The following is a 24827-nucleotide window of genomic DNA, read 5'->3' as shown; positions in this document are numbered from 1 at the left end:
CCGGGCCTCGACCCGCTGCGCGCGGCCCTCGACGCGGCGGGCGAAGCCGGCCGGCGCGTCCGGTTCTGGTGGCGTGACGACGACGCCGTCGCGGGCGAGCCCGCCCTCGACCGCCTCCTCGACCTCGCACCGGGGACGCCCCTCCTGCTCGCCGCGATCCCGGCCGCCATCGCGCCCTCGCTGGCCGGGCGCCTTGCCGGGGCGCGCCATGTCCGCGCCGCCGTGCACGGCCTCGCCCATGCCAACCACGCGCCCATGGGCGCCAAGCGGGCGGAGTTCGGCCCGCACCGATCCCTGGAGGTGCTGCGCGGCGAGGCGGCGGAGGCCCTGAGGCTCGCCCGCGCGCGCCTGCCGGAGGTGCTGCCGGTCTTCGTGCCCCCCTGGAACCGGATCGCGCCGGATCTCGCCACCGCCTTGCCCGGTCTCGGCTATGCCGGCCTGTCGGCTGCGGGCGGCGGCACGGGCCCCGCTCCCCTCGTTCGCCACGACATCGATCTCGACCCGGTCGACTGGCGCGGCAGCCGCTCCCTCGTCGATCCGGCCCGCCTCGTCGCGGATCTCCTGCGCCGGGTCGCGGCGGGCGGGATCGGGCTCCTGACCCATCACCGCGCGCACGACGCGGCCCTGTGGGGCTTCCTCGGGGCGCTCCTGCCTCTCCTCGTGCGACACCCGGCCGTGGATGTCGCGGATCCGCGCGACCTCTTTGCCGCTCGGCCGGTGGACGAGGCGGCCGCGGCGTGGTCGAGTGCGGGGACGAGGATTTCGTGAGCCCGCTCCTCTCGATCCGCGACCTCCGCGTCGCCTTCCGCACCGAGGCCGGCCCGTTCGAGGCCCTGCACGGCCTCTCCCTCGACGTGGCGCGGGGCCGGACCCTGGCGCTCGTCGGCGAATCCGGCTCCGGCAAGTCGGTGACCGCGCAGGCGATCCTGCGCATCCTGCCGCGCGCCGCCGCGATCACCGGCGGCCAGATCCTGTTCGAGGGGCAGGACATCGCGCGCCTTCCCGCGGACGGCCCGGCGATGCGGGACCTGCGCGGCCAGCGCGTCGCCATGATCTTCCAAGAGCCGATGACCTGCCTGTCGCCGCTGCACACGGTGGGCGACCAGATCGGCGAGGCCCTGCGCGTCCACACGGAGGCCTCGCGCAAGGAGGCGCGGGCCCGCACCCGCGAGGCGCTCGCCCATGTGGGCTTCCCGGATCCGGAGCGGGCGCTCGACACCTACCCGTTCGAGCTCTCGGGGGGCCTGCGCCAGCGCGCCATGATCGCGATGGCGATCATCCTGAGGCCGGCCCTCCTCGTCGCCGACGAGCCGACCACCGCCCTCGACGTGACCACCCAGGCCCAGATCCTGGCCCTGCTCGCCCGGCTCCAGGAGGAGACCGGCATGGGCATCCTGCTCATCACCCACGATCTCGGCGTGGTCGCCAACATGGCCCACGACGTGGCGGTGCTCTATCGCGGCCGCCTCGTGGAGGCGGGCCCCCGCGACGTGGTGATGCGTGCCCCCGGCCACGCCTATCTGCGGGCGCTGCTGCACGCGGTGCCGCGCTTCGACATGGCGGAGGGCGAGCGGCTCACCCCGATCCGCGCGGCGCGGGCCGCGATCCCGCCCGCCCGCTCAGGCGCGCCGGATGCCGGCCCGATCCTGCGCGTCGAGGGCGTGTCGAAGACCTTCACGCTCCGCGCCGGGCGCGCCTGGGACCCGCCGCGCCTCGTGCGGGCGGTCGCTGACGTGTCCCTGACGCTACCCGCGGGCAAGACCCTCGGCCTCGTCGGCGAGTCGGGCTCGGGCAAGACCACCGTCTCGAAGATGGTGATGCGGGCGCTCGCGCCCGATTCCGGCCGTGTCCGGTTCGATGCGGGCGCGGGGCCCCGCGACGTGCACCGCCTCGGGCCGGCCGAGCTCTTCGCCTATCGCGGACAGGCGCAGTTCGTCTTCCAGGACCCCTACGCCTCCCTCGATCCGCGCATGAGCGTGCGCCAGATCCTGTGCGAGCCCATGGAGATCCACGGCCTGCCGCGGGCGCAGGCGCGGGCCCGCGCCCGCGAGCTGCTGGCCATGGTCGGTCTCGAGGCCGAGGCCCTGTCGCGCTTCCCCCACGCCTTCTCCGGCGGCCAGCGTCAGCGCATCGGAATCGCCCGGGCGCTGGCGCTGGAGCCCCGCCTCCTCGTCCTCGACGAGCCGGTTTCGGCGCTCGACGTCTCTGTCCAGGCGCAGATCCTGAACCTGCTCAAGGACCTGCAGGCGGCCCTCGGCCTCAGCTACCTCATCGTCTCCCACAACCTCGCGGTGATCGACTACATGGCCGACACGATCAGCGTGATGGCGCGCGGCCGCATCGTCGAGGAGGCGCCTCGCGCCGCCCTGTTCCGCGGGCCGGCCCACCCCTACACGCGGGCCCTGCTGGCCGCCGTGCCCGATCCGAGCCTCGACCACCCGCTCGACTTCGCCGCGGTGACCGGGGACCAGTCGGATCCGGCCCGCTGGCCGTCGCCCTTCCGCCTCGCCCCCGACGAGGCCGGCGCCATGGTCGAGATCGCCCCCGGCCACCGCGTCCGCCACGGCGCGGCCCTCGACAGGCGGGTAGCCTGATGGCCCGGCTGATGGAGCGCCTGCGCCGCCGCGTCCTCGGCCCCCTGTTCGACCGCCTGGGCTACGACCTCGTGCCGGCGACGCCCGACTGGGCGCACCGCCCGGTCTCGCCCCGCGAGGTCGACCGGCTCCTGGGGAGCGCCGCAGCGCGGCTCGCGCAGGATATCGACGCCGCCGGCATCAGCTGCCGGCACGATCTGCGCGGCCTCGTCGAGGAGTTTTGGGAGCTGATCCCGCGGGCCCCGGTGCGGCAGCGCCGCGGCGGTTCCGGCTTCAACGGCGCGCTCCAGCTCTTCGTGCTGATGCGCGCGCTGGAGCCGGATTTCGTGATCGAGTCGGGCGTCTTCCGCGGGCTCACCACCTGGATCATCCGGCAGGCCCGGCCCGAGGCCGAGCTGTTCTGCCGCGATCCCGACCTGTCGCGCCTGCAATACCGCGACGCCCAGGCCCATTACTGCACCGGCGACTGGTCCACGGCCGACTGGTCGGGCCTCGACCCGGCCCGCACCGTGGCCTTCTTCGACGACCACGTCGCGCAGGGCCGGCGGGTGGTCGAGGCCCATGCCCGCGGCCTCACCCGCCTCGTCTTCGACGACGACGTGGCGGCGCACCGCATCCACGCCCATGGCGGCCCGGCGCACCCGACCATCGCCATGCTGGGCGCCCTGCGCGACGATCCGGAGCCGATCCGCTGGCAGCGCAACGGCCGGGTCTTCGAGCAGCCGGGCATCGATCCCGTCGCCCGTAAGGCGGCCCGCCTGATCGCCCGCACCCACGCCTTCGACGACCTGCATCAGGCCACCGGCTATTCGCCCGCGCGGCTCACCTACGTTCAGCTCCATCCGGAGGGCGGTGGATGAGCGGCGCGTCCGAACGCGAACTGGAGGGCCGCCGCGTTCTCCCTCCCTCTGCGGGGGCGGGTGGCCCGCGCAGCGGGTCGGAAGAGGGGAGCCCGGCTTCCGGCATTGGCGTAGCGTCGATGCCGCGCCTATCCTGCACCGTCGCACCCCTCTCCCGACCCCTGCTGACGCAGGGGCCACCCGCCCCCGCAGAGGGGGGAGGGAGGGGCGGCATCTCCCGCCGCGCCCTTCTCGCCGGCCTCGGCGCGCTGCTTCTTCCGCGCCCGGCCCGCGCCGAGCCGCTGCGCCTGCCCGAGACGCCGCTGGTGGTCGATCTCGCGGCCAGAGGCCGGAGGCTCGGGCAGCCCGGCGGCGTGGTCCGCATGCTGATCGCGAAGGCGCGCGACGTGCGCTACCTGTCGGTGTGCAGCTACTGCCGGCTCGTCGGCTACGATGCCGAACTCGCCCTGAAGCCCGATGTGCTGGAGTCTGTGGAGGTCGAGGGCGGCCGCTTCACCTTGCGCCTGCGCGCGGGCCATCTCTGGTCGGACGGCGCGCCCTTCACCGCGGAGGATTTCCGCTACTACTGGGAGGATGTCGCCAACGAGCGCGAGCTGAGCCCCGGCGGCCCGCCCGACTTCCTGATGCTCGACGGCAAGCCTCCGGCTGTGAGCTTTCCGGACGCGCGCACCGTGATCTATGCCTGGGAGCGGCCGAACCCGCGCTTCCTGCCCGCGCTCGCCGCCCCGCGCGATCCGCTGATCTACCGGCCGGCCCACTACCTGAAAGCCTTCCATCCGCGCTACGCCGGCCGCGAGGCGGCCGAGGCGCTCGCCAAGGGGCAAAAGCTGCGCGGCTGGGCCGCCCTGCACAACCGGATGGACGACAATTTCGAGCTGAACAACCCGGACTGCCCGACGCTGCAGCCCTGGCGGCCGCGCACCCGGGCCCCGGCCACCCGCTTCGTCTTCGCGCGCAACCCGTATTACCACCGGGCCGACACGGCCGGCACGCAGCTGCCCTATCTCGAGTCCATCGTCATGGACGTGGCCTCGACGGGGCTTCTCGTCGCCAAGACCAATGCCGGCGAGGCCGACCTGATGTTCCGCGGCCTCTCGATGGCGGACATCCCGAGCCTGCGCGAGGGCGAGCGGGCGCACCGCTACCGCACCCATCTCTGGCCGCTCGCCCGCGGCTCCGAACTCGCCCTCTACCCGAACCTGACCACTCTCGATCCGGGCTGGCGGGCGCTGAACCGCGATCCGCGTTACCGGCACGCCCTGTCCTTCGCCATCGACCGGCGCACCCTCAACAACACCCTGCTCTTCGGCCTGGGCACCGAGGGCAACGATACGATCGTGCCGGAGAGCCCGCTCTTCTCGCCCGAATTGCGGACCCTCCACGCCACCTACGATCCCGACCAGGCGAATCGCCTCCTCGACGCGGCCGGGCTCCACAGGCGCGACGGCTCGGGGATGCGGCTGATGCCGGACGGGCGGCCCGTCGAGATCGTCGTCGAGAGCGACGGCGAGGCGAGCCTGATCCTCGACGGCCTCCTGCTCATCACCGAGTTCTGGCGGGAGGTGGGCCTGCGCCTCGTGGTGAAGCCGCAGGAGCGCACGAACCTGCGCCGCCGCTCGGTCGGCGGCATGACCGTGATGGTGGCCGCGCAGGGGCTCGACCTCGCCGTGCCCACCGCGATCATGCCGCCGACCGAGCTGAGCCCGGCCCAGCCCGACCATTATTCCTGGCCGCGCTGGAGCCTGAACCTCGAGAGCCGCGGCGCCAGCGGCGAGGCCTGCGACCTGCCCGCCGTGCAGGCCCTGATCGACCTCGACCGGCAATGGCGGGATACGAGCGACGCGGAGCGGCAGGCCGGGATCTGGCGCGCCATGCTGCGCAACCATGCGGAGAACCAGTGGGTGATCGGCACCGTGGCCGGCGCCCTGCAGCCCGTCGTGGGCGCCGACCGCCTCGCCAACCTGCCGGACCGGGCGCTCTATTCCTGGGACCCGACCGCGATGATCGGCGTGCAGCGCCTCGACGAGTTCTTCTGGGATTCCGAAGCCGAGCGCCGGGCGGAGGCGCGATGATCGGCCTCGTCCTCCGCCGGCTCGTCACGATGGCGCTGACGCTGCTCTTCATCTCCGCGCTCGTCTTCTTCGTGATCAAGCTGCCGCCCGGCGACTTCCTGACGAACCGCATCATGGAGCTGCGGGCAGGCGGCGAGGCGGCCTCGGTGGCCAAGGCCGAGCTGCTGATCCGCCAGTACGGTCTCGACCGGCCGGTCTGGCAGCAATACCTGATGTGGGTCGGCCTGATGCCGGGACCGGCCGGGTTCTCCGGCCTGCTCCAGGGCGATTGGGGCTGGTCCTTCGAGTACGACCGGCCCGTGGCCGAGGTGGTGGGCGACGCGCTCTGGCTGACCCTCGTCGTCAACCTCGCCGCCCTCGTCTTCGTCCACGTGGTCGCGATCCCGATCGCGATCTACTCGGCGACGCACCGGCACTCCCTCGGCGACGCGGTGGTGACGGTTCTGGGCTATGTCGGACTCGCGGTCCCGGGCTTCCTTCTGGCGCTGATCCTGCTGTTCTACGCCAACCGCTGGTTCGGGCTCTCCATCGGCGGCCTCTACGACGCGCAGTTCACCGGCAAGCCCTGGGACGGGGCGAAGATCCGCTCCCTGCTCTCGCACCTCGTCGTGCCGACCCTGGTGATCGGCCTCGGGGGCACCGCGGCGATGATCCGGCGCATGCGCGCGAACCTCCTCGACGAGCTCGCCAAGCCCTACACGGTGACGGCGCGCGCCAAGGGCCTGCCGCCGACGCGCGCGCTGCTGAAATACCCGTTCCGAATGTCGCTGAACCCGTTCGTGGCCGATATCGGCAACCTGCTGCCGCATCTCGTCTCGGGCTCCGTGCTGGTCTCGTTGGTGATGAGCCTGCCCACCGTCGGGCCGTTGCTGCTCGAGGCGCTGCGTAGCCAGGACCAGTTCATGGCCGGCTTCATCCTGATGTTCGTGGCGGGGCTGACGGTGTTCGGCATGCTGGTCTCGGACCTCGTCCTGGTCTGGCTCGACCCGCGCATCCGGATGGGCGCCCGATGAGCGACCGGATCCGGGACCCCGCGCATTTCGTCGATCCGGCCCCGTTCGATCCGGAGGCGGCCCGTGAGGGCAGCCGCGAGGCGCTCTCCGCCCGGCGCCTGTTCCTGCGCCGCTTCCTGCGCCACCGCATGGCGGTCGCCGCCGGCCTGATCCTGCTCGCCCTCTACGCCACCGTGCCCTTCGTGGAGTGGCTCGCGCCCTACGGCCAGGCCCGGCGCAACCGCGACTTCCTCTACGCGCCGCCGCAAGCGGTGCACCTGTTCCACCAGGGCCGCTTCGTCGGGCCCTACACCTATCCCTACCGGGCCGCCCTCGACCTGGAGACCTTCCGGCGCGACTACGTGACGGACCGGACGCGGCCGCAGCCCCTGCGCTTCCTGTGCCGGGGCGACGCCTATGCCTGGCTCGGGCTGATCGCGAGCGACCGCCACCTCGTCTGCCCGCCCGAGGGCGGGACGCTCTTCCTCCTCGGCACCGACCGCCTCGGCCGCGACATCCTCTCGCGCATGATCTACGGGGCGCGCATCTCCCTCGTCATCGGCCTCGTCGGCGTCGCGATCTCCTTCGCCCTCGGCCTGCTGTTCGGCGGGCTCGCGGGCTATTTCGGCGGATGGGTCGACGCCGCCGTGCAGCGCCTGATCGAGCTGGTGCGGGCGCTGCCGGAGCTGCCGCTCTGGCTCGCCCTCTCGGCGGCGCTGCCGCCGAACTGGAGCCCGCTGTGGATCTTCTTCGGCATCACCCTGATCCTCGGCCTGCTCGACTGGCCGGGCCTGGCGCGGGCGGTGCGCGGCAAGCTGCTGGCGCTGCGCGAGGAGGATTTCGTGGCCGCCGCCGAGCTGATGGGCGCCTCGCCGGTCCGGGTGATCGCGCGGCACCTGATCCCGAACTTCATGAGCCACCTGATCGCCTCGGCGACCCTGTCGATCCCGGGCATGATCCTCGGCGAGACGGCGCTCTCCTTCCTGGGGCTGGGCCTGCGCCCGCCGGTGACGAGCTGGGGCGTGCTCCTGAACGAGGCGCAGAACCTCGCTGCCGTCCAGCTCTACCCATGGCTTCTCGTGCCCGTCCTGCCGGTTCTGGTCACGGTGCTGGCCTTTAACTTCCTGGGCGACGGTCTGCGCGACGCGGCCGACCCCTATCACTGAGCTCCCATGCAAGACCTCGCCCACGCCCTGACCGCGCGCACGGCCACGCTCGGCGTGATCGGCCTCGGCTATGTCGGCCTGCCCCTGGCGCTGGCCGCCGTGCGGGCCGGCTTCCCGGTGATCGGATTCGACATCAACCCGCAGCGGGTCGCGCGCATCAATGCGGGCGAGCCGGTGATCAGCCATCTCGATACGGAGGGCCTGCGCGCCGCGATCGCCACCGGGCGCCTGCGCGCCAGCACCGACATGGCGGAGCTGAGCCTTCCGGATGCGATCCTGATCTGCGTGCCGACGCCGCTGACGCCCCAGCGCGAGCCGGATCTCTCCTTCATCCGTAAGACGGCCGCCGACATCGTCCGGGCGCTCCGACCCGGCCAGCTGGTGGTGCTCGAATCGACCACCTGGCCCGGCACGACGGAAGAGGTGCTGAAGCCGATCCTCGAGGCTGGCGGCCTACGGAGCGGACAGGACTTCTTCCTCGCCTTCTCGCCGGAACGTGAGGATCCGGGCAACGACCGGCACAGCCTCTCCACCGTCCCGAAGGTGGTGGGCGGCGACGGCGCGCAGGCCCGCGACCTTGCCGAGCAGCTCTATGGTGCGATCGTCGCGCGCACCGTGCCCGTCTCCTCGACGGCGGTGGCGGAGGCCGTGAAGCTCACCGAGAACATCTTCCGCGCCGTCAACATCGCTCTCGTGAACGAGCTGAAGGTGGTCTACGACGCGATGGGGATCGACGTCTGGGAGGTGATCGAGGCGGCTTCGACCAAACCCTTCGGCTATATGCCGTTCCATCCGGGCCCGGGCCTCGGCGGCCACTGCATCCCGATCGACCCGTTCTACCTGACCTGGAAGGCGCGCGAGTTCGACGTGGCGACGCGCTTCATCGAGCTTGCCGGCGAGGTGAACCGGGCCATGCCCCACTACGTGGTCGAGCGCCTCGCCCAGGCGCTCGACCGCAGGGGCCGGACGCTCTCGGGCGCGGCGATCCTGATGGTCGGCATCGCCTACAAGCGCAATCTCGACGACATGCGCGAGAGCCCGGCCCTGAAGCTGATCGCCCTCCTCGAAGCCCGCGGCGCAACGGTGCGCTACCACGACCCGCACGTCCCCGAGATCCCCCCGAGCCGCGCCCATGGGGCGCTCGCCGGCCGCAGTTCGGTGGCGCTGACGGCGGAGGCTCTGCGCGCATGCGACGCTGCCCTCATCGTCACCGACCACGATGGCATCGACTACGCGGCCATCCTCGCCCACGCTCCCCTGGTGGCCGATACCCGCAACGCCTGCGCGCGCGCCGGATTGGATGGCCCCAACTTAGTGAAGTGCTGAGACGCGCTCCGCCGCGAAAAGCGCGGCCGCGCGCGAAGCGACGCGAAAACCCGATTGACGAGCGCCTCCTCGCCCCCTAAACGCATCCGCACACCGCCGGAAACGGACGGTTGCCCAGGTGGCGGAATTGGTAGACGCGCTGGTTTCAGGTACCAGTCTCGCAAGAGGTGAAGGTTCGAGTCCTTTCCTGGGCACCATATATTCCTAGCCCGCTGAGTCTCTGATAGAATTGGGTTTTCGGCCACAGACCGGGTCACAATGCCGGGTCACAGCCCCCAATGATTCTCACGATGAAGCGGCATGCTGTCCGACACGATTCGGGCCTCCATCAAGTCAAGATCCGCATCCCCGCCGACGTGGTCGAGCGTGCGCGTGGCCGTGTTCTCACGGTGACGTTGCCGGCGAGCGCGGCAGAGCCCGAATGCGTCGTCAGCTACAAGTTGGGTGAGTTCTGCAAGGGCAGTCTCCGGACCAGGGACGCGCGGACAGCCGACCTCAGGCGACATGCTGTCGTCGCCGCGCTGGCGGGCCTGTGCGACGCGATCCGGCGGGGTCCTGCGGTGCTCTCACAGCGTCAGATCGTTGCCCTCAGCGGCGAGACGTACCGGCTCCTGATGGCCGAGCACGGGGACAATCCGGGCAGCGAGACCGAGTGGGCGCAGTTCAAGGCTTTGACGCGGGCGGCACTCGAAGGCCGAATCCCCGGTGCGCCTGCGATCCCGGAGCGTGGCCGGTCGGATGACGCGGTGATCACGGAGCTTCTGTTCGGCGCTGAGGGCGAGCTTACCGACCGGGTGAACGCTCTCCCGGTGACGGAGGACATGCGAGCTCTTGAGCAACGCGTCGGCAGGCTGGCCTATTGGGTCCTGGCCCGGCACGGCATCGAGGTCGAGGACGCTCAGCGGCTCGCCTTGCTCCGTGAGATAGCGCGTGCGGCTCTGGATGCGGGCTGGGCGCTCAAGCGTGCCGCGGGTGGGGACTTCGCACCCGATCCGAAGGCGCAGCGCTTCCCGGCATTCGAGACCAGGGCAGCGGGGGTCTCGCTCTCCGACCTGTTCGACCGTTGGCAGAAAGAGACTAAGCCGGCAGGCAGCACCGTCACCACGTGGCGCGGGATCGTGCGGGACCTTGCCAAGGCATGCGGACACGAGGACGCGGCCAGGATCACCGCAGAGGACATCGTCCGGTTCAAGGATAGCCGCGTCGCACTCGGTCGCACCGCGAAGACGATCAACGACAGCGACTTGGCATGCCTCCGAGCGCTCTTCCGGTACGGGCTCGCCAACAAGCTCATCACCGCCAATCCCGCCGAGGGGGTCAAAGTCTCAGCCAAGAAGCGGGCAGGCACCGGCAAGCTGCCGTACGAGGATGCGGAGATCGCCCGGCTTCTGGCACTCTGTGCGCGAGAGGAACACCCGGCCCGGCGCTGGATTCCCCTGCTCCTGGCAACGAGCGGTGCGCGTGTCGGCGAGGTATCGCAGCTATGGGCAGAGCGGGTCCGCGAGATCGACGGTGTGCCCTGCATGGAACTGCGCCCGGCCGAAGACGGCGGCTCCTTCAAGACGGAGGGCTCTGAGCGGATCGTGCCATTGCACCCGGCCGTGATCGAGGCGGGCTTCCTGCGCTTCGTCGATGGGAAGGGGAGGGGGCCTCTGTTCTACGGTCGGAGCCGTGGGAAGGGCTCGGCCCGTCACGTGTCCAAGGGGGTCGGCAATCACCTCGCGGACTGGATCCGGACGCAGGGTTTCGACAACCCGAGGAAGCCGCCGAGCCACGCGCTTCGGCATGCCTTCAAGTCTGCCGCGGTGCGGGTCGGCATGCTCGATTCCGTGGCTGACGCGATCCAGGGGCATGCGCCAAAGACGGAGGCCGGCACCTACCGGCACTTCGATATGAAGACACTGGCCAAGGCAGTTGCATCGATCCCGATTCCGATATTGCGCGATGCGGACGGGGGGATGCCGGCCGAGCCCGTACCTCGAACGGAGGAGAGGAGGTCGAGGCCCTAGGCCTCGCTGTCCCCGTTATCCACAGCGCAGGGTAAGGGTGCCAATTGCCGCGGCACCCCTGGTCGTATCTGTCCCCGCAATCCTATTTGTTCCGCAAATGTTCTCTTTCCGCGGGGCTTCCGGGATGCAGCACCAACCTGCCGATATCCCGCAGACAGAAGCCGAGCGGATTGCTGCCGCCTACCTAGGCCGAGCGGGCGGTGATGCGCGAGCCGCACTCATTCAAGCGGTCTCGGATGCGTTAGCCGATCTTGCTGAGGCGGAGCGGCGGTCCCTGCGCCGTGATCGGCTCATTTCCCGCGGGTACGTACGGGGCGCCTACACACAGGATAAGCGCGCGTGATCCTGAGTCGGGTCGCTGAGTTGCCACAGGACGGAGCGTCCACCGTCCGTGTCGCGATCCTGGGCCAAGCGCTGTGCGCCGGTTTCCCGTCACCAGCTGACGACTTCATGGAAAGCGCGCTTGAACTGCCGCGCTGGCTGGTGCCGAACCTACCGGCCACCTTCCTGTGGCAGATCCGGGGCGAGTCCATGCGCGGAGCCGGCATCTTCGACCGGGATTTCGCTTGTGTTGATCGCAGCATCACGGCCGGTCACGGCAGTATCGTCGTCGCTGCGGTGGACGGGCAGATGTCGATCAAGCGCCTTGTCATCGAGGGCAACGTCGCAAGGCTGGCCTTTGACAACCCGGACCTACCGGCCTTTGCGGTCGAGGAGTTCGCCGAAGCGCAGATCTGGGGCGTAGTGACCTTCTCAATCCGTTGGCATGTGGCTCGCCGCGCTATGGCTCGCGCATGAGCACCGCGTGGGAGGTGATCAGCAACGGCCGCGCTTTGGCACTTATCGACGGGAACTCATTCTACTGCTCTTGCGAACGGGTGTTCGACCCGAAGCTCGTGAGTTTGCCACTGGTTGTGCTCGCGAATGATGATGGCTCCCGGAATCGGCCAGGTTCTTGTCGAGTGACATTTTTTTGAAATATACTTCGATTTGATTGATCGAGTGATTTCTCTGCTTGCCGAAGGGGGGCGAGATGACGGTTACAGTTTTCGCGTGGAAAATGTTCAAGTATCGACCGGGTGAAGGGGTTGGGGTGGGTCATGCGGCACTGTCGATTAGCGGAAATTTCGGATCAATATATGTAAGTTTCTGGCCAGCAGCTCACAATTTGAAGTCGGGTTTATATTCGGAGGCCAAATTGCATTTTATGAACGGCGACAAGAAAGCTGATGGAACTCCTGATTGGGCTTCTAAGCCTATCGAAGATTTGAATGAGGAACGAATCATACAGTGGTGGAGCAGGACACAGCCCAACTGCCTGCTCGATTTTAAGAATAGAACTGATTTTATGAAGACTGGAGAAGTCTCAGCCGCGAAAGGTAGTATCTATAATATTGTAGCAAATCAATGCTCAACGACTGTTGTTCGAGCGTTGATTGAGGGAGCATCTTCAAATCGGAAGGCAGCCATCATTGGTGCGTTGGGCATCAGTCATGGAACTGGCGCAGGCGTGATTTCGCTGCCGACAATAACGCCGCAGGACGTTAGAAATCTCGTTGCCTCGGTATGGGGTGATTAGGCTGATTATCTGATTTTTATCATTCCACCATCCGCTGAAATCTCTGATTATAAGTCGTGTCCACGGGGCTCTTGGCTACTGTCCGTGGTCAGCACGATGACCGCCACATGATCGCGTTCCGATGAGAGACGAGCCTATATGCGACAGCGGACTTGGCCCGGAGGCTGTACACTCGTCGTTCCGGCTTCACCTCCCGCCCGTCCCCGTGAGGACGACTCTCCGAAGTCGGGCGCGCCCAAAGCCGATCCCTGCAAACCGTGAGATGCTTACGCGGCTGCGGTAGCCGGAGCCTGAACCGCGCTTCTGGCAGATGGACCGTGAGCGCGCGGGCCCGCTGATGGCGGCAATCGACGCCTTGCAATGCGCGCTGAGGGCCCGGCACCGTGATGCCGGCCTGGGCCGGTGTGACGGATCGGCGGCCGTGGAGCACGAAGTTTGAATTTCGCACGCCGCGCTACACTACACAGATAAGCGAGTTGCCGTTCGCCATCGTTTGAGTTCCGATAGATTCTGCCACGTATCTAATACAAGTATTGGCATGAATACAGTCGAAAACCGAATCTCAGAGACGGGCGATGGCGCGGTAGATGTGAAGCCTAGTTGCAACACTGAAGCGACATTTGCACACAAAGCTGTTGAAACCTCAGGTAGCGCTTGTGCCTATGGAATGCAGCCTGCAAAAGAATGAAAGGGATCCAGAAGCGATAACAACGGCAATGGGGTATGGGATGAGGATAATCCGACAGGTAGCAGGACAGGCGTAGCGGATGCCTACTAGAAGCCTGATCGACTCGCTCAACATATCTAGTGCGGGAGGCGTCGCCGGACGACGGGGATATCGCTATCAAGATCATGTAGCAGCCGCGATATTTCTCGATATGCTCTATAGTCCAGATATTCATCAGATAGAGTGTGAAACAGCCGACGATATTGTCGCGCGTAAGAAGATCGACGGCATAAGCATAATCGAGTATATACAAGTAAAGACTACAGAATCGGACTTCAAATGGTCGTTATCTGAACTGAAAGAGAGAACAAAGATCAAAGGGGCCGGAAAGCCGGGCTCATCTTTGATTGAAAAATCACTTGCATGTGATCGATTTGGAGATACTGCTCATTTTCGGTTCGTATCGACCCGTGACGTCAGAGCAGAGTTGCAGCTTTTCAAAGTCGATAGAGCGAAACGGGGTCCAATCGCGAAAGAATACGATGCTCTGGTGAAGAGATTTGAAAATGTCTATAAGAGTTTCAAGTCTAAAGGAAAAAACAATATTGAGTACTGGGCTAGAAACATGCTCTGGCAGGTGGAGGCCTCTGAAGATAGTCTAAGGAATAAGAATATAAATCGGATCCTCGATCTAGCCGATCGAGATGGCGCTCTAACGCCACACTCACACGCCCAGATCGTCTATGCGCGCCTTTTATGCGCTGTCGGTGATGCCGCAGACGCGATTGCTGCGACCGATCCAGACGCAAAGGCGATAACGCGGAAAGAGGCCTACGACTGGTGGAATGATCAGCTAGGGGACATGAGACGATCATATCGCGGCACCGTGAAGGTATATCAAGTCACGACCCAGGCATTTTTTACGGCCTTGCATCGAATTGAAGAGCAGTCCGCATTTCGACAACTAGATGCTTATGATGTTGCCTTTGATTTCGGAAAATGGCGAAGCCAGGAACTCATTGATTATCTTCTCAATTGGTTACCAGAGGTAGTATTGCCTGCGCGGGTACTGGCCGATAATTACGGCCATATCGAAGCGAGGACCTTGATCAAGCGATCGATAAGAGAGCGCGAGCGGCATGCGCAAATCAGCGATGCCCGATTGCTCGCTGAACTGATGATGCATGCAATTATGAGACATTATCTAGATAGTGAGCCAATTGCATGCCGCCTGTTTTCTTTCAGTGGGGCTACATCTGTCCCGACTAGTGCTCATATAGTGCAAAGCGCTGCCGGGGATGAACTGTGGCTTTCACGTGCGCATTTGACCTTGGCTAATGATCATAATTCAATAGTTTCTGCCGCAATTGGCGAAATGAAAAAAACACTTTTGACCGATTATCTCAGAGAAGAGCGCGACATTATCATTCAGTTGCGAGAGCCTCAGCACATGAGAGCTACTAACCTAGAGAGAATTTTTGACCGATATGGTAAGCTTCAAGATCTTTTGAAGGCTATTCGGTTGCCTCTCTTGATTGCGTATGACAGCAATATAATTGCGTCTGGATATCGGCATGACTATGTGGATGATTTGATTGCCGAAGTTACGGCATCATATGAACAGATAAAGCCTCAGCTCAATCCGGAACTGCAGACGCTCCAAGTCAACATTTTCCTTATACCAGTAGAAGATGTATCCCATCTGGTAGCAAATTTCGGCGCGTCTTTGAGGAGAAACTAATGAGTCCTGATGAGCTAAGATCTGTCTTAGGTGGCTCAAAATTTGAAAAGCCGGCCGTCATTAGGATTTTTAGAGAAATTACATCATTGGTCAACGCTAAGACAACGCATGATCTTGGGCGAGAAATGGTAATTCGTGCACTGGACGTGCGCGATCGGCTTCCCGCCGAGATCCTTCCGCTTCTTGACTCACTCGTTCAGACGACTGGATTACTACCTTATCTGAACCCCGAGAGTCGCAAAACGTTAGAAGACTTTGCGCTACATGAGGCGCACAAAATACCCAATGTGGAAGGAGAGGCTGTTTTTCACAGCTTGCAGCTTAAAATCTATAACCTGATTATGTCTGGTATCAACGTTGTGTTGAGCGCAACAACGAGTGTCGGTAAAAGCATGATAGTTGACTCGATCATTGCGTCGAGCAAATTCAAAAAAATAGTTATAGTGGTCCCTACAATCGCTTTGATAGACGAGACGCGGCGTCGTTTGATTAGAAAATTTGGCGAAACCCACACGATTATCACCCATCAAAGCCAAGAGCGGGTGCAAGGAAAGCCTGTGCTCTATGTCCTCACGCAGGAGCGAGTTCTTGCTCGTAAAGATCTAACTGATGTCGATTTCTTTGTGATCGATGAGTTTTATAAACTTGATCTCAGGGATGTTTACGACGAGCGAGCTATTGATCTGAATTTATGCTTCCACAAACTGGCAATGCAGGGAGCTGTTTTCTACTTGATTGGGCCGCATGTTCATGAAGTGCGGGGGTTGGCGGAGCGTTACAATCACTATTTCATTCCATCGCAATACTCCACTGTTGCAGTAGACGTTGTGCAATTCAATCTTCCTAAAAAGGGAGAAGAAAGATTAAACAAGGCCGTAGATCTTTGCACATCATTGGAAGATCCAACTCTTGTTTACTGTCAGTCTCCTTCCAAAGCAGCCGAGGTTGCAGAGGCCTTGATCGGCTCAAATAAATTCAAGCCCGTGAAGGAAATGGCGCCCGCCGTAGATTGGCTTAGCCGGCACTTCCCGAAAGAATGGACGGTTATCCGAGCGCTCCAATATGGCATAGGCATACATCACGCAAATGTACCAAGGGCCATTCAGCAATTCATTATTCGATCTTTTGAAGAAAACACAGTAAAAATATTGATATGTACATCGACGATCATTGAAGGGGTTAATACTGTTGCTAAGAACGTCGTAATCTACGACCGCAGAGTTAAGACATCGAATATAAATTACTTCACATTCAAAAACATTGCTGGGCGAGCCGGAAGGATGGGATCTCATTTCGTCGGTAAGGTCTTCATTTTAGAGGAGCCCCCGGCGGAAGATATTCATGCCATTAATCTGCCTATCGAGGAACAAACCGAACATACGCCTCTCCCATTGCTGCTTGATCTCCCAGAGGAAGACCTTGCTCCGATCTCACGTGAGCGAATTCAAGGGATTGTAGATGTTAGTCCGTTGAATTTGGACACCATAAAGGCGAATAGGCATATTCCGGTTGAAATACAAAACGAAGTAGCGAACCTTATCAAGACGAATTCTCAGCTACGCAATACATTAGCCTGGACCGGCGTGCCCGAAGGGCCGCAGCTCAACGCTTTGTGTGGGGTTATATTCGAGTATTTTGGCGCATCGGCTACCTTGAAGGGGCATCAGATCCATTCGGGAGAGCAGCTTGCTGCTTGTCTAACTAAGCTGAAGTATGTCAATACCCTTCGTGAATTCATAGAAGAAAGACTTATTTTCAAAAGAGGAGGGACGACGGTAAGTGAGTCGGTCGAAGATACATTGAAATTATTACGAAAATACATCGGATACAAGCTGCCGAAGCAGATCATGGCACTCGATAGTATACATCGAGATGTATCGCGTCAATTTGGTTCAAGAAAAACTGCAAATTACGAGATGTACGCCGCCTCGGTCGAAGGACTGTTTATCGACTCTGGTCTGTTCGCATTGGACGAATATGGAATTCCTCCAGAACTAACAAAACGTTTTATGCGCAAAGACCGAGTAGTCAATAAACTGGATGACGCAATAAATCTGATTTTGACCGCTGACGTGGCGGGAATGGATTTCCATCCATTTGAGAAGACTCTATTGGATAATTTTCGCTCGAACGTGCGGCCCAATCTGGAATGATAAATTTTGATCAATGGGCGGCCATGGAGCTAGTGATGACTGCGGCCATCGGCTTTGGATTTGCCGCTACGGTTGGAGACCTCATCCGGAGACGGAAGTGCATTTTACGACAGGCCGAATGATTGGGAGGTATATCGAAAGGCGTGTGTGCGAGTTGAAGGCGAGCGAATTTGCGATGGTAGCAGATAAATTTGCAAGAAGTGATGATAAGACGGTATTCAGCTCGCAGCGTAATTGGCAGCTATGACGATCCGTTCGTTCTTGCAGCGTGAGCACGTTCCAGGGGCGCGGTTGAAATCGCGCGTGGTTCCGAGCGCGCCTGTTATCTGCGCAGCGTGTGCGTGGGAGTTGAACTTCAATTCGTCGCAGATGCACCTGTCGCACACAGGCCTTGGGGCTTGGGACGTGATGAAGTCGTTGACACGCTGAGCAACAAGCACTGGAATCTCCTGACCCGACTTGGCGTCGAGCATATGCGAGCGGCAGGGGAGGTGAGAAGAAGCGGAAGGCGCGACCGTGGGGCGTTTGAGCATCGTGGTAGCCGGGCTTGGCGTCGCCGTCCTGGCAGGGGCGTGGATGTGGTTCGAGTCGTTCTACACGAAGGCAGGGGGGCTCATCGGCTATCGCGGCCCTCTCCCGAACCAATGCCTGTACTCGACTGATGGCATCTGCGGAGTCGCCTACAGTGCCGGTGCGATGGCAGGAGCGCATCCCTACCAGCCTTGGCCGTTTTGGCTCGGCGTCGGCCTGCTCGTTCTCGCGGCGCTGATCGATCTCCCGATCTGGCCGGTGCGGACCGAGTCGCGTGGCAGCGGACTCTACATCCCCCCGGACCGGATCGAACCTGTCCTGCCGGGTCCCGAGACTGTGCCAGAGAGCTACCAAGCTGATGCCTTTCCCGAGGGGTGGCGCGTGACCGGACGGGATCGGGTCTGAGATGTCCAGGGTCGGAGCCGCGTTCGCCAACGCTGTCCGCGAGATGCGCAGTGCGATCCCGGACAAGGCCGATCCGCTCCGCACCTACCTCAGATTCCTCATACCTGCGGCGTGCCTGATCGGCGGATTCATGTTCGCGGCTCAGGGGATTGGCGGGGCTGGATTCGTCCTGAACTCACTCTCAGGATGCGTCGCGACGTTCATCTACATGATGATGACCATTGGAGGGTTCGCCGCGTTCCTGTTCGCAGCGAGCTTCCTGCTTCACCTCAAGCATGGTCCGCAGCCTCGGAAGCCGGGCACCTTCGGGCTGATCGACAAAATCCTGCTCGGCGCTTCCGGCCTGATCATCGGGATTGTCCTCTTCGGGGTCCTTACCGCCGTCTCCTTCGTGCCCATCCTAGGTAAGCAGGTCACGTTCATGTTCCGAGACCGGGACTGACACGCTCCGGCTATCGAGGCTTCGGGCGTGGCGCGCTGATCGTCACCATGCGGCCGGTCACGGGGTCGAGAACCGTGACGGTGCCTGTCATCGCTTGGCCGCTTTCTCTGCAGCAACCTTCTCCGGATCTCGGTATTGCGCCAGGACAGGATGATTGCGCTGCAACAGGTCGATGCCCATGAACACCAGACGGCGGATCAATTCTGAACGACTCATGGTCGATCCGTCCTCTTCCGGGCCGGCTTCTTCTCTCAGGGCGTCGAGAAGATTAATCATGGACTCATCGAAGGTGACTCCGATGCTGCGGGCGGTGCTGGTTGGCTTGGGTGATGACATGTGAAAGCTCAGTGAGTATTTGGGCCTTTCCAGGAAGAGGACAGGCGGGGTGATACGGCAGAGCAAGACCGGCATCGTGGCGATGCGCTGAATCGGCCCTGCAATGCCCTAGGATGCCCGCTGGCGGCTAAGAGTGGCCGGCAGGCAGTTGGAGCGACAATAGGCAGTTGGAGCGACAATCAAGCACGCGCGCGCGTGCGCGAGGCAGAGGGTTCGATTTCCGCGAAGAATCTCGCGGCGTGCCGGAACCTCAGCCGTTCTGGCGTGTTCATGGTCAGCACGGGGCGGATCCGTGTGGCGCGGGGTACGACTCCGCGGGCCCTCTAGACGTGTCTAGGAGGCCCCAAATTCCGGGGGGTAGCCCCCGACGATAGCCCACCGAACCGGGCCCCGGAGATACACCGGAACAGCGCAGCGGCAGTTTGCTTCGCGATGCAGCTAGCCTCCTCCTAACGCCATGACACCTAGCGGGTGCACGGCAATTCTGTGAGGCATTGCAGTTCCCGCGGTCTATACATCGAATCTCCGACTTCACTGCGTACAAATTCTGCTTCCAGATGGTCTGTTCAAAGTCCTAGGGCTGATTTGAACAGGGTCGGCGTCGCGTCACTGCTTTTGAAGCAGTGCGAGATGGTGCGTGATGTTGTCTTCCGCGCATTGGGAAATGATAGATAAGCATAAAAAATGGCTTCGGGCGGCAAGTGGTTATAGATCGTCATGTAGGGCTGGATATCCGCCAAATATTCAAAATAAGGAGGGTCTACGATGCCGTCTAAATCAGCCAAAGATGTCGCCATTGCTGAAATTGATCTCGCTGAGGTTCCGAGATCTCGCGGTATTCGCCAGGAGCAAGTAAATGCTCCACCGACAAATGCGCCTCTAGGTCCTGAGACTCGCGTAGTAATCCGGCGCCACTGGAATGATTATCGGAAGGGTGTAGTTCTCTTCCGTTGTATCAAAGGGCTGCATTGGAGCCATTATAGTGGCGGAATTTGTGCTTCATCCCCTTACTTGATGATGATGGGGTACATCTGGTGCACAGATATCATCTCAGGCGAGGTGGCCCATTCCTGCTGCCATGGGCCAGCGCCGCACTGGATCAAAGTAACCATTGTTCAAAAAGACAATCCCCGAAATATTGTGAGAGAATTGAAGAAAATCGCAAGATGAGGCGGATATAGAGAGCGAATGGGTAGATAAGATTAATATTCGCGGATTGATGGATGATCATTCGCCGAAAAATTATATCTTGCGATTGTCAGGTGCGAAGCGTGTAGTTCAAGTGGCGTCCCTGGCTGAAGGTGTAATATTTATCAACTATTGATCTGCTCTCTAGTTGACACTCTCATGCCAGCCATCGAGACCTAGGCTGCTCTGTCAGCCGGCGGAACTGCGCGCAGATTTCCTGCTCAAGCTCCGTCAGGGTGTCCGTGGGGTCAATCAGGACAACAGTGTCGTCCGGGACCGACACGTGCACCGCTGGCGCGGACTTCTCTACGAGGGCAATGGCGGGGGCAGGCTTCTGCTCCACGGAGACGGTTGGTCTCGTCGCGGCAGCGGCGAGACGGGCGCGCTGAGCCTGCTCCATTTCGAGGTGTGCTTGCCGGCCCCGCACCGCGAGAAGGTAAGCTTCCGCCCTGGCCTGATCGACGGGGCTATCGGGCAAGCCGACATCGTCGTCGGTGATCTCGTGCAAGGTGATCGGGGGCAACGTGACCGGCTTCCGAGCCGGAGGGTCGAACGTGGCGGATCGCCGGGGCGGTTCCTTCGCGTACAGACGGAGAGCGGCCAGCATGGTCGATTTCGATAGTGACATCGGTTCTTGATCCTGAAGCGTTAGGGGGCGGCGGCCGATCAGTCCCTGACCAGCGAGAAGGCCGGATCAATCTCGGCGAATTCCAGCAAGGCGGCGGGCGCGGCGGCACGGAGCCGGGCGAGAACAGCCTCAAACTCGGCAGCGTTCGAGGCTACGAGTTGTTGTGCATCCCCTCCGGTCGCAGAAGGGTACGTGTTGCTGTGCAGTTCATGTGGCAGTTGATCCGGTGACGGCTGAGACGCGGCGGCATCGACAGGGTACGTATTACTGTGCGCGCCATCGCGTTCTTCCCGGAGACGCTTGCGACGCTGGCGGGAATAGTAGGAGTTCGGACTGACGCCATAGAAGCGGAGTTCGGCGGCAACGCTCTCAGTCCTGGGCGTGGCACCAGCCTTCGCGCGGCGGAGGCGAGCCCGAGCGGCACGGCGAGCGCGGTCTCGGTCGGCGGGCGACAGTTCTTCGTCGGTAGAAGTCGGGATTTTCGCAGTGCTCATCGCAGAATTCGGGCCGATCGTGTGAGGCGATAGGCCGTCTGTATAGCACAAATCCAGACTATCACATAATGATGCCCGGCCTCGCGTGATGCGAAGTCCGCAGTTTGATGCACATCACCGCAGTAAGAGCGTAATGGACCTTTCCAAAGGAATGGCGAGGACTTGGTATGCCGTCGAGTTCAACTTGGCATCGTGGTGGCCGCGCCAACGGTTGCCGGTGAATCGCAACGCTGTGCCCCCTCTCCCTCCTGGTCAGGAAAGGAAGGGTGCGGCATGCGCCAGCGCTTGGGAGTAGGGCACTCCGCTTACCCCAATCATTCGGTTGGAAAGGAAAAGCCTTCAGGTGCGACGCTTCCTTGCGCTCCGCTTCAGTCCGCTGATCCACAGGTTGTGCTCAGACGTTGAGCTTGGTGTCTCTCCGGTGGGAGTGTTCCCACCTCCGAGAAAGGCATTGAAGGTGCTGTGCGTTCGGTATGAAAAACTGCCGAAATCGCTGGATGCAAGAGCGTGGAACTTACTGCAAGTGTGACAGGATCTCACTGCAAGTGTGACAGCGAAATCCCGGGATTTTCGACCGCGTGTGACAGGATCAAGCTCGCCCATCCACCTCCTGATGGATGAGATTATACAACTGGAGGTAGTGTCTCGCAGCGAACTCGGCGATCTCCTTGGCGACGGGGATCATCTCCTTTGCGCATGCCTTGGTCGGCCGGAAGCGGGCGAGCATGATTGCCTCGATCTCCCGGGCGGCTTGCGAGTTGGTGTACATGACAGACTCCGGCACGATCGGCTTCGCGCGCGGTGCAGGTTCATCCTCGATCATGGGAAGCCTCCGCACCTCGCGGCGCGGCTTCTGCGCCCGCCTCTCGATCGTCATCGGCTCCGAGAACAGGTCGAGCTGCGTCATGGTCTGAGTCGTGGTCATCGTGTCGAACCCTGGGGAGCGCGTGAGCCTCCCATATAGCATCAAGCCGTTGTTCTTGCTTCAGAAATTCGTTGTCGGCTTCCCACTGCCGAGCCGTTGCGACAAGCCCGTCGAGTCCGTGCCGTTCCCTGGTTTTGCGGATCCATGCGGTTGAGGCCGGGGCCTTGCCCGTCGTCGCGGTCTTCCAGCGCATCAGAAGGTCCAAGACCTCCGGGTCGATCGCCGTCTGACGCTTGCTGTGACGCGGAACCTCGATGGCGATGCGTGCAAGCTGCGCCTCCGTCTCGGTCAGGCCGTCTGTTTCTACATCTCCCGAGGTGAGAGGCGCCGCGCTGGCGCCGCGTTCGATCCAGTTCCAGACCGTGCGGACCGAAACGCGCTTCTGGCGTGCAAGCTCTTCGACGCGCCGCGCGATGGCGTCCTCGGATGCAGCCGGGCCGGGCGTGCGCTTCAGGCGGTAACGGCGGTCCCGCAGCGATTTCGTGACCTGTGCATCGGATTTGTCTTTGAGCCCCCGATGCGGTGCGATCTGCGCCTCAGGGAGCAAGCCGATCTCGAATTCGAGGACGAGGTTGCAAAATCCGATCGGGTCGCAAGCCAACTTGGCGACGTGGTCTCGTGAGTACCCCATGCGACGCGCAAGCTCGCGGATCTCGCGACGCTCCACAGGGGTGAAGCTCGGCTCGCTCATCCGCACGGGTTCGAGGGCGCACTTTTCCTTCGCGAAGATCGCCCTGATGCGCGGACGCGTGAGCGACAGGCGGGCGGACAGCACCGCGAGGTCAACGAGATAAACATGCCGGTGCCGGCTCTCGGACTGCCGCGCGGCCCGCTCCATGTGCCGGGCCCACGCTTCTCCAAAGGCTGCGAGCGGTGCGGGGGCTGTTCCCATCCAAAGGTGAAGCGCTCGCCACGGCTCCACCTCCCATCCGAGAGCTTGTGCGATCAGGGGAGCATATGTCAGGGCGACCGCTCCGGCGTCGGTCTCGCGGTCTAAGACTGCAACCTCCGTGACGATCAGGGCGACCAGTTCCGCAACGTGCTCGGACAGGGCGTCCCGATCGCTCTCCGGGTGAGACTCGATGATGGTCCGCACGTCGCGCAGCACCGCATGAAGGCGGGATCGCCTCAGTTCTTCGATCCGGCCAAGGGTCGGTCGTCCACGGACTTGTGATTCTCGATGTTTTCCGCTATAATTCTTCATTAGCGTTGGTCTTCAGCCCGTCACCGACTTCTCCGTGCCAATGGTTCGGTCGGTGGCGGGTGCCCTTTTCGGGCGGTTAGAGGTCTATAGGCTGTCGTCTCGTTCTTTCGATTTGTCGAAACGATAGCGGTTCAGGTTTTCTTCTGATTCTGCGGCAACGATACCACAGTCGAGGCGGAACAGCGAATCAGGGCGACTTGCCAACCGTGTCTGGCGCATGCCTGCTATGCGTCCATTGCATATATCTGCGTCTAACGCATGGCTATTGCGGTTTGGGCAGGATTCTATGCGTCGGGCGCACGCTATGGCGTCGGCGGCGGTTGCCCCACCAAGGAGGGGGTCGAACTGTTCTGTTGATTCAGAGTCATGCTCGGCTGTTGGAGCGCTTGGCCGAAAGTGAACATGGTGGGATCAAGGGTCAGGAAGTCGCCCGCGTTCGATCCGGATGAATAAGAGGCCGGCAACCCCTCGTCTCCCGCAGTTCCCGAGAAAGACGTTCGGAGTCCAGCTTCTTTTGAGTACGAGTGTTGCACAAGGTCGATGAGGTATGAGCCATCGATCCCTGGCCTTGAACTGGTGATCAAGACGCGTTGGCCGTCTCGGAACCACGGATCGCCTGACGCCAGCGTGCCGAAGATCTTGCCGGTGGCGCGATCGAGTTGTGCTTGGGTGGCGTTGGCAGCGGCCTGGGCTTCGCTCTCCGATGGGAACTCTCGCCCATTGATCGAGTATTCCGCGCTGGACTGGTTGTTGCCAAGCTTGGTCGGTGCCTGCACTTCCTTCAATTCATGGGTCTTCTTGTCTCGCCAGCGAGCTTTGGTGGCCTTGAAAGCCGGTGCGCTGTCCACCAAGACTTCGACGTCGGCGAGATGCTCCGGCCTCAGAACATAGGTCGGCATAGCGAAATCCGAGACGGACTTGCCCTCGCCACGCGGTACGAGACTCAGCCGCCCATCTGTGAACTTTGCAATGGCGTTGTATCTCGATTCAAGTTTCGCCACCAAACCCTGAAAGCTGCCGATATTGTTGAGAAATGGCAACTTCTCATCGGCAATCTCGCGGTGCACATCCACCCGCATGCCGATCTTCGAACCGAACTCCGCAAGTACCTGTTCGACGGTCTTCCCCTCGTATTGGGTGACCTTCTGCGATTTAAGCTCCGATAGAGACGAGGCCGCCGTGCCAATGACGCTGATTTGCTTGGCGGGAAACCGGTAGCGCACCTTGTTGATTTCAAAACTTCCCATAAAAGCGGTCCCGACGCCAGTGTAGCCGAGATTCACGGTCAGGCGATCTCCGACTTGCGGCGAGGCGATCTGCCACCCGCGATCATCGAGGACGATCTCGACCGAATCCTGATCGCCCGATCCGGCAGCGAGGCGCACGGTGATCGACAGTGCCCGATCCTGAAATCTCGCGGTGATATTCTCGCCACCTTTGAAGATCTCAAACGTTGGAATGTAGTTCGTGGCCATTCTATCGTGCTCTGGAAATGAAGAGGCCGGCAACCTCGGG

Annotated in this window: 21 protein-coding genes, 1 tRNA gene and 1 pseudogene; 16 read left to right on the top strand and 7 right to left on the bottom strand. The window is 62.4% G+C overall.

Annotation, left to right across the window (positions count from 1 at the left end; all coding sequences use genetic code 11):
* The 16 genes and pseudogenes from MET9862_RS03075 to MET9862_RS02985 all read left to right on the top strand — a co-directional run.
* On the top strand, positions 1–768 hold a 768-nt coding region (locus tag MET9862_RS03075; protein WP_497756004.1), incomplete at its 5' end, for a polysaccharide deacetylase family protein.
* Positions 765–2594, top strand: coding sequence for an ABC transporter ATP-binding protein (locus MET9862_RS03070; protein ID WP_142581635.1), 1830 nt, complete (start codon positions 765–767; stop codon positions 2592–2594). The genes MET9862_RS03075 and MET9862_RS03070, both read left to right, overlap by 4 nt.
* The gene (locus MET9862_RS03065; protein ID WP_142581634.1) at positions 2594–3454 is read left to right on the top strand and encodes a hypothetical protein; all 861 of its coding nucleotides are present in this window, start codon (positions 2594–2596) and stop codon (positions 3452–3454) included. The genes MET9862_RS03070 and MET9862_RS03065 overlap by 1 nt, the downstream gene beginning before the upstream one ends.
* A gap of 119 nt (positions 3455–3573) precedes the next feature.
* Positions 3574–5526, top strand: coding sequence for an ABC transporter substrate-binding protein (locus tag MET9862_RS03055; RefSeq protein WP_142581632.1), 1953 nt, complete (start codon positions 3574–3576; stop codon positions 5524–5526).
* Positions 5523–6539: an ABC transporter permease gene (locus MET9862_RS03050; RefSeq protein WP_142581631.1), complete on the top strand. Its 1017-nt coding sequence runs from the start codon at positions 5523–5525 to the stop codon at positions 6537–6539. The genes MET9862_RS03055 and MET9862_RS03050 overlap by 4 nt, the downstream gene beginning before the upstream one ends.
* Positions 6536–7684, top strand: coding sequence for an ABC transporter permease (locus MET9862_RS03045; protein ID WP_142581630.1), 1149 nt, complete (start codon positions 6536–6538; stop codon positions 7682–7684). Before MET9862_RS03050 ends, MET9862_RS03045 begins: the two co-directional genes overlap by 4 nt.
* Positions 7685–7690: 6 nt before the next feature.
* Positions 7691–9010: a nucleotide sugar dehydrogenase gene (locus MET9862_RS03040; RefSeq protein WP_142581629.1), complete on the top strand. Its 1320-nt coding sequence runs from the start codon at positions 7691–7693 to the stop codon at positions 9008–9010.
* 112 nt (positions 9011–9122) lie between these two features.
* Positions 9123–9207, top strand: a tRNA-Leu gene (locus tag MET9862_RS03035).
* An 81-nt stretch (positions 9208–9288) separates the two neighbouring features.
* On the top strand, positions 9289–11019 hold the full coding sequence (locus MET9862_RS03030; protein WP_142581628.1) for a site-specific integrase: 1731 nt from the start codon (positions 9289–9291) through the stop codon (positions 11017–11019).
* A 339-nt stretch (positions 11020–11358) separates the two neighbouring features.
* The gene (locus MET9862_RS03020) at positions 11359–11817 is read left to right on the top strand and encodes a LexA family protein (protein ID WP_142581626.1); all 459 of its coding nucleotides are present in this window, start codon (positions 11359–11361) and stop codon (positions 11815–11817) included.
* 235 nt (positions 11818–12052) lie between these two features.
* Positions 12053–12598, top strand: coding sequence for a hypothetical protein (locus MET9862_RS03010; protein WP_142581624.1), 546 nt, complete (start codon positions 12053–12055; stop codon positions 12596–12598).
* 307 nt (positions 12599–12905) lie between these two features.
* A pseudogene (locus MET9862_RS03005) lies at positions 12906–13095 on the top strand (DUF4113 domain-containing protein); the annotation flags it as partial.
* Between the two features lie 270 nt (positions 13096–13365).
* Positions 13366–15006: a HamA C-terminal domain-containing protein gene (locus tag MET9862_RS03000; protein WP_142581623.1), complete on the top strand. Its 1641-nt coding sequence runs from the start codon at positions 13366–13368 to the stop codon at positions 15004–15006.
* On the top strand, positions 15006–17159 hold the full coding sequence (locus MET9862_RS02995) for a DEAD/DEAH box helicase (protein ID WP_142581622.1): 2154 nt from the start codon (positions 15006–15008) through the stop codon (positions 17157–17159). The genes MET9862_RS03000 and MET9862_RS02995 overlap by 1 nt, the downstream gene beginning before the upstream one ends.
* 525 nt (positions 17160–17684) lie before the next feature.
* Positions 17685–18095 carry a hypothetical protein gene (locus MET9862_RS02990; RefSeq protein ID WP_210248083.1) on the top strand — a complete coding sequence of 137 codons (411 nt, stop codon included), beginning with the start codon at positions 17685–17687 and terminating at the stop codon, positions 18093–18095.
* Between the two features lies 1 nt (position 18096).
* A complete protein-coding gene (locus MET9862_RS02985) occupies positions 18097–18537 on the top strand; it encodes a hypothetical protein (protein WP_142581620.1) in 441 nt (146 codons plus the stop codon).
* A gap of 87 nt (positions 18538–18624) precedes the next feature.
* Here MET9862_RS02985 and MET9862_RS02980 read toward each other — a convergent pair whose 3' ends face one another.
* The 7 genes from MET9862_RS02980 to MET9862_RS02950 form a co-directional block, all read right to left on the bottom strand.
* A complete protein-coding gene (locus MET9862_RS02980) occupies positions 18625–18873 on the bottom strand; it encodes a hypothetical protein (RefSeq protein ID WP_142581619.1) in 249 nt (82 codons plus the stop codon).
* A gap of 566 nt (positions 18874–19439) precedes the next feature.
* Entirely contained in the window at positions 19440–19670 is a 231-nt protein-coding gene (locus MET9862_RS02975) for a hypothetical protein (RefSeq protein ID WP_142581618.1), read from the bottom strand.
* A gap of 548 nt (positions 19671–20218) precedes the next feature.
* A complete protein-coding gene (locus tag MET9862_RS02970; RefSeq protein WP_142581617.1) occupies positions 20219–20689 on the bottom strand; it encodes a hypothetical protein in 471 nt (156 codons plus the stop codon).
* Positions 20690–20727: 38 nt separating this feature from the next.
* A complete protein-coding gene (locus MET9862_RS02965) occupies positions 20728–21183 on the bottom strand; it encodes a hypothetical protein (RefSeq protein WP_142581616.1) in 456 nt (151 codons plus the stop codon).
* 589 nt (positions 21184–21772) lie between these two features.
* On the bottom strand, positions 21773–22006 hold the full coding sequence (locus MET9862_RS02960) for a hypothetical protein (protein WP_142581615.1): 234 nt from the start codon (positions 22004–22006) through the stop codon (positions 21773–21775).
* Positions 21993–23312, bottom strand: coding sequence for a hypothetical protein (locus MET9862_RS02955; protein ID WP_142581614.1), 1320 nt, complete (start codon positions 23310–23312; stop codon positions 21993–21995). Before MET9862_RS02955 ends, MET9862_RS02960 begins: the two co-directional genes overlap by 14 nt.
* 302 nt (positions 23313–23614) lie before the next feature.
* The gene (locus MET9862_RS02950; protein WP_142581613.1) at positions 23615–24787 is read right to left on the bottom strand and encodes a phage late control D family protein; all 1173 of its coding nucleotides are present in this window, start codon (positions 24785–24787) and stop codon (positions 23615–23617) included.
* Between the last annotated feature and the right edge of the window lie 40 nt (positions 24788–24827).

This window comes from Methylobacterium symbioticum, assembly GCF_902141845.1.
GTDB classification, from domain to species: domain Bacteria; phylum Pseudomonadota; class Alphaproteobacteria; order Rhizobiales; family Beijerinckiaceae; genus Methylobacterium; species Methylobacterium symbioticum.
The sequence above is the reverse complement of the archived record's forward strand: the minus strand, read 5'-3'. Positions and strand labels throughout refer to the sequence as shown.

Bases quoted from the DNA above. Each gene is read 5' to 3' on its own strand.
- MET9862_RS03050 (WP_142581631.1), top strand. From the start codon at position 5,523: ATGATCGGCCTCGTCCTCCGCCGGCTCGTCACGATGGCGCTGACGCTG.
- MET9862_RS03000 (WP_142581623.1), top strand. From the start codon at position 13,366: ATGCCTACTAGAAGCCTGATCGACTCGCTCAACATATCTAGTGCGGGA.
- MET9862_RS02965 (WP_142581616.1), bottom strand. From the start codon at position 21,183: ATGAGCACTGCGAAAATCCCGACTTCTACCGACGAAGAACTGTCGCCC.
- MET9862_RS02995 (WP_142581622.1), top strand. From the start codon at position 15,006: ATGAGTCCTGATGAGCTAAGATCTGTCTTAGGTGGCTCAAAATTTGAA.
- MET9862_RS02975 (WP_142581618.1), bottom strand. From the start codon at position 19,670: ATGGCGACATCTTTGGCTGATTTAGACGGCATCGTAGACCCTCCTTAT.
- MET9862_RS03065 (WP_142581634.1), top strand. From the start codon at position 2,594: ATGGCCCGGCTGATGGAGCGCCTGCGCCGCCGCGTCCTCGGCCCCCTG.
- MET9862_RS03040 (WP_142581629.1), top strand. From the start codon at position 7,691: ATGCAAGACCTCGCCCACGCCCTGACCGCGCGCACGGCCACGCTCGGC.
- MET9862_RS03010 (WP_142581624.1), top strand. From the start codon at position 12,053: ATGACGGTTACAGTTTTCGCGTGGAAAATGTTCAAGTATCGACCGGGT.
- MET9862_RS02980 (WP_142581619.1), bottom strand. From the start codon at position 18,873: ATGTCATCACCCAAGCCAACCAGCACCGCCCGCAGCATCGGAGTCACC.
- MET9862_RS02970 (WP_142581617.1), bottom strand. From the start codon at position 20,689: ATGTCACTATCGAAATCGACCATGCTGGCCGCTCTCCGTCTGTACGCG.
- MET9862_RS02950 (WP_142581613.1), bottom strand. From the start codon at position 24,787: ATGGCCACGAACTACATTCCAACGTTTGAGATCTTCAAAGGTGGCGAG.
- MET9862_RS02955 (WP_142581614.1), bottom strand. From the start codon at position 23,312: ATGAAGAATTATAGCGGAAAACATCGAGAATCACAAGTCCGTGGACGA.
- MET9862_RS03055 (WP_142581632.1), top strand. From the start codon at position 3,574: ATGCCGCGCCTATCCTGCACCGTCGCACCCCTCTCCCGACCCCTGCTG.
- MET9862_RS02985 (WP_142581620.1), top strand. From the start codon at position 18,097: ATGTCCAGGGTCGGAGCCGCGTTCGCCAACGCTGTCCGCGAGATGCGC.
- MET9862_RS03045 (WP_142581630.1), top strand. From the start codon at position 6,536: ATGAGCGACCGGATCCGGGACCCCGCGCATTTCGTCGATCCGGCCCCG.
- MET9862_RS02960 (WP_142581615.1), bottom strand. From the start codon at position 22,006: ATGATCGAGGATGAACCTGCACCGCGCGCGAAGCCGATCGTGCCGGAG.
- MET9862_RS03030 (WP_142581628.1), top strand. From the start codon at position 9,289: ATGATTCTCACGATGAAGCGGCATGCTGTCCGACACGATTCGGGCCTC.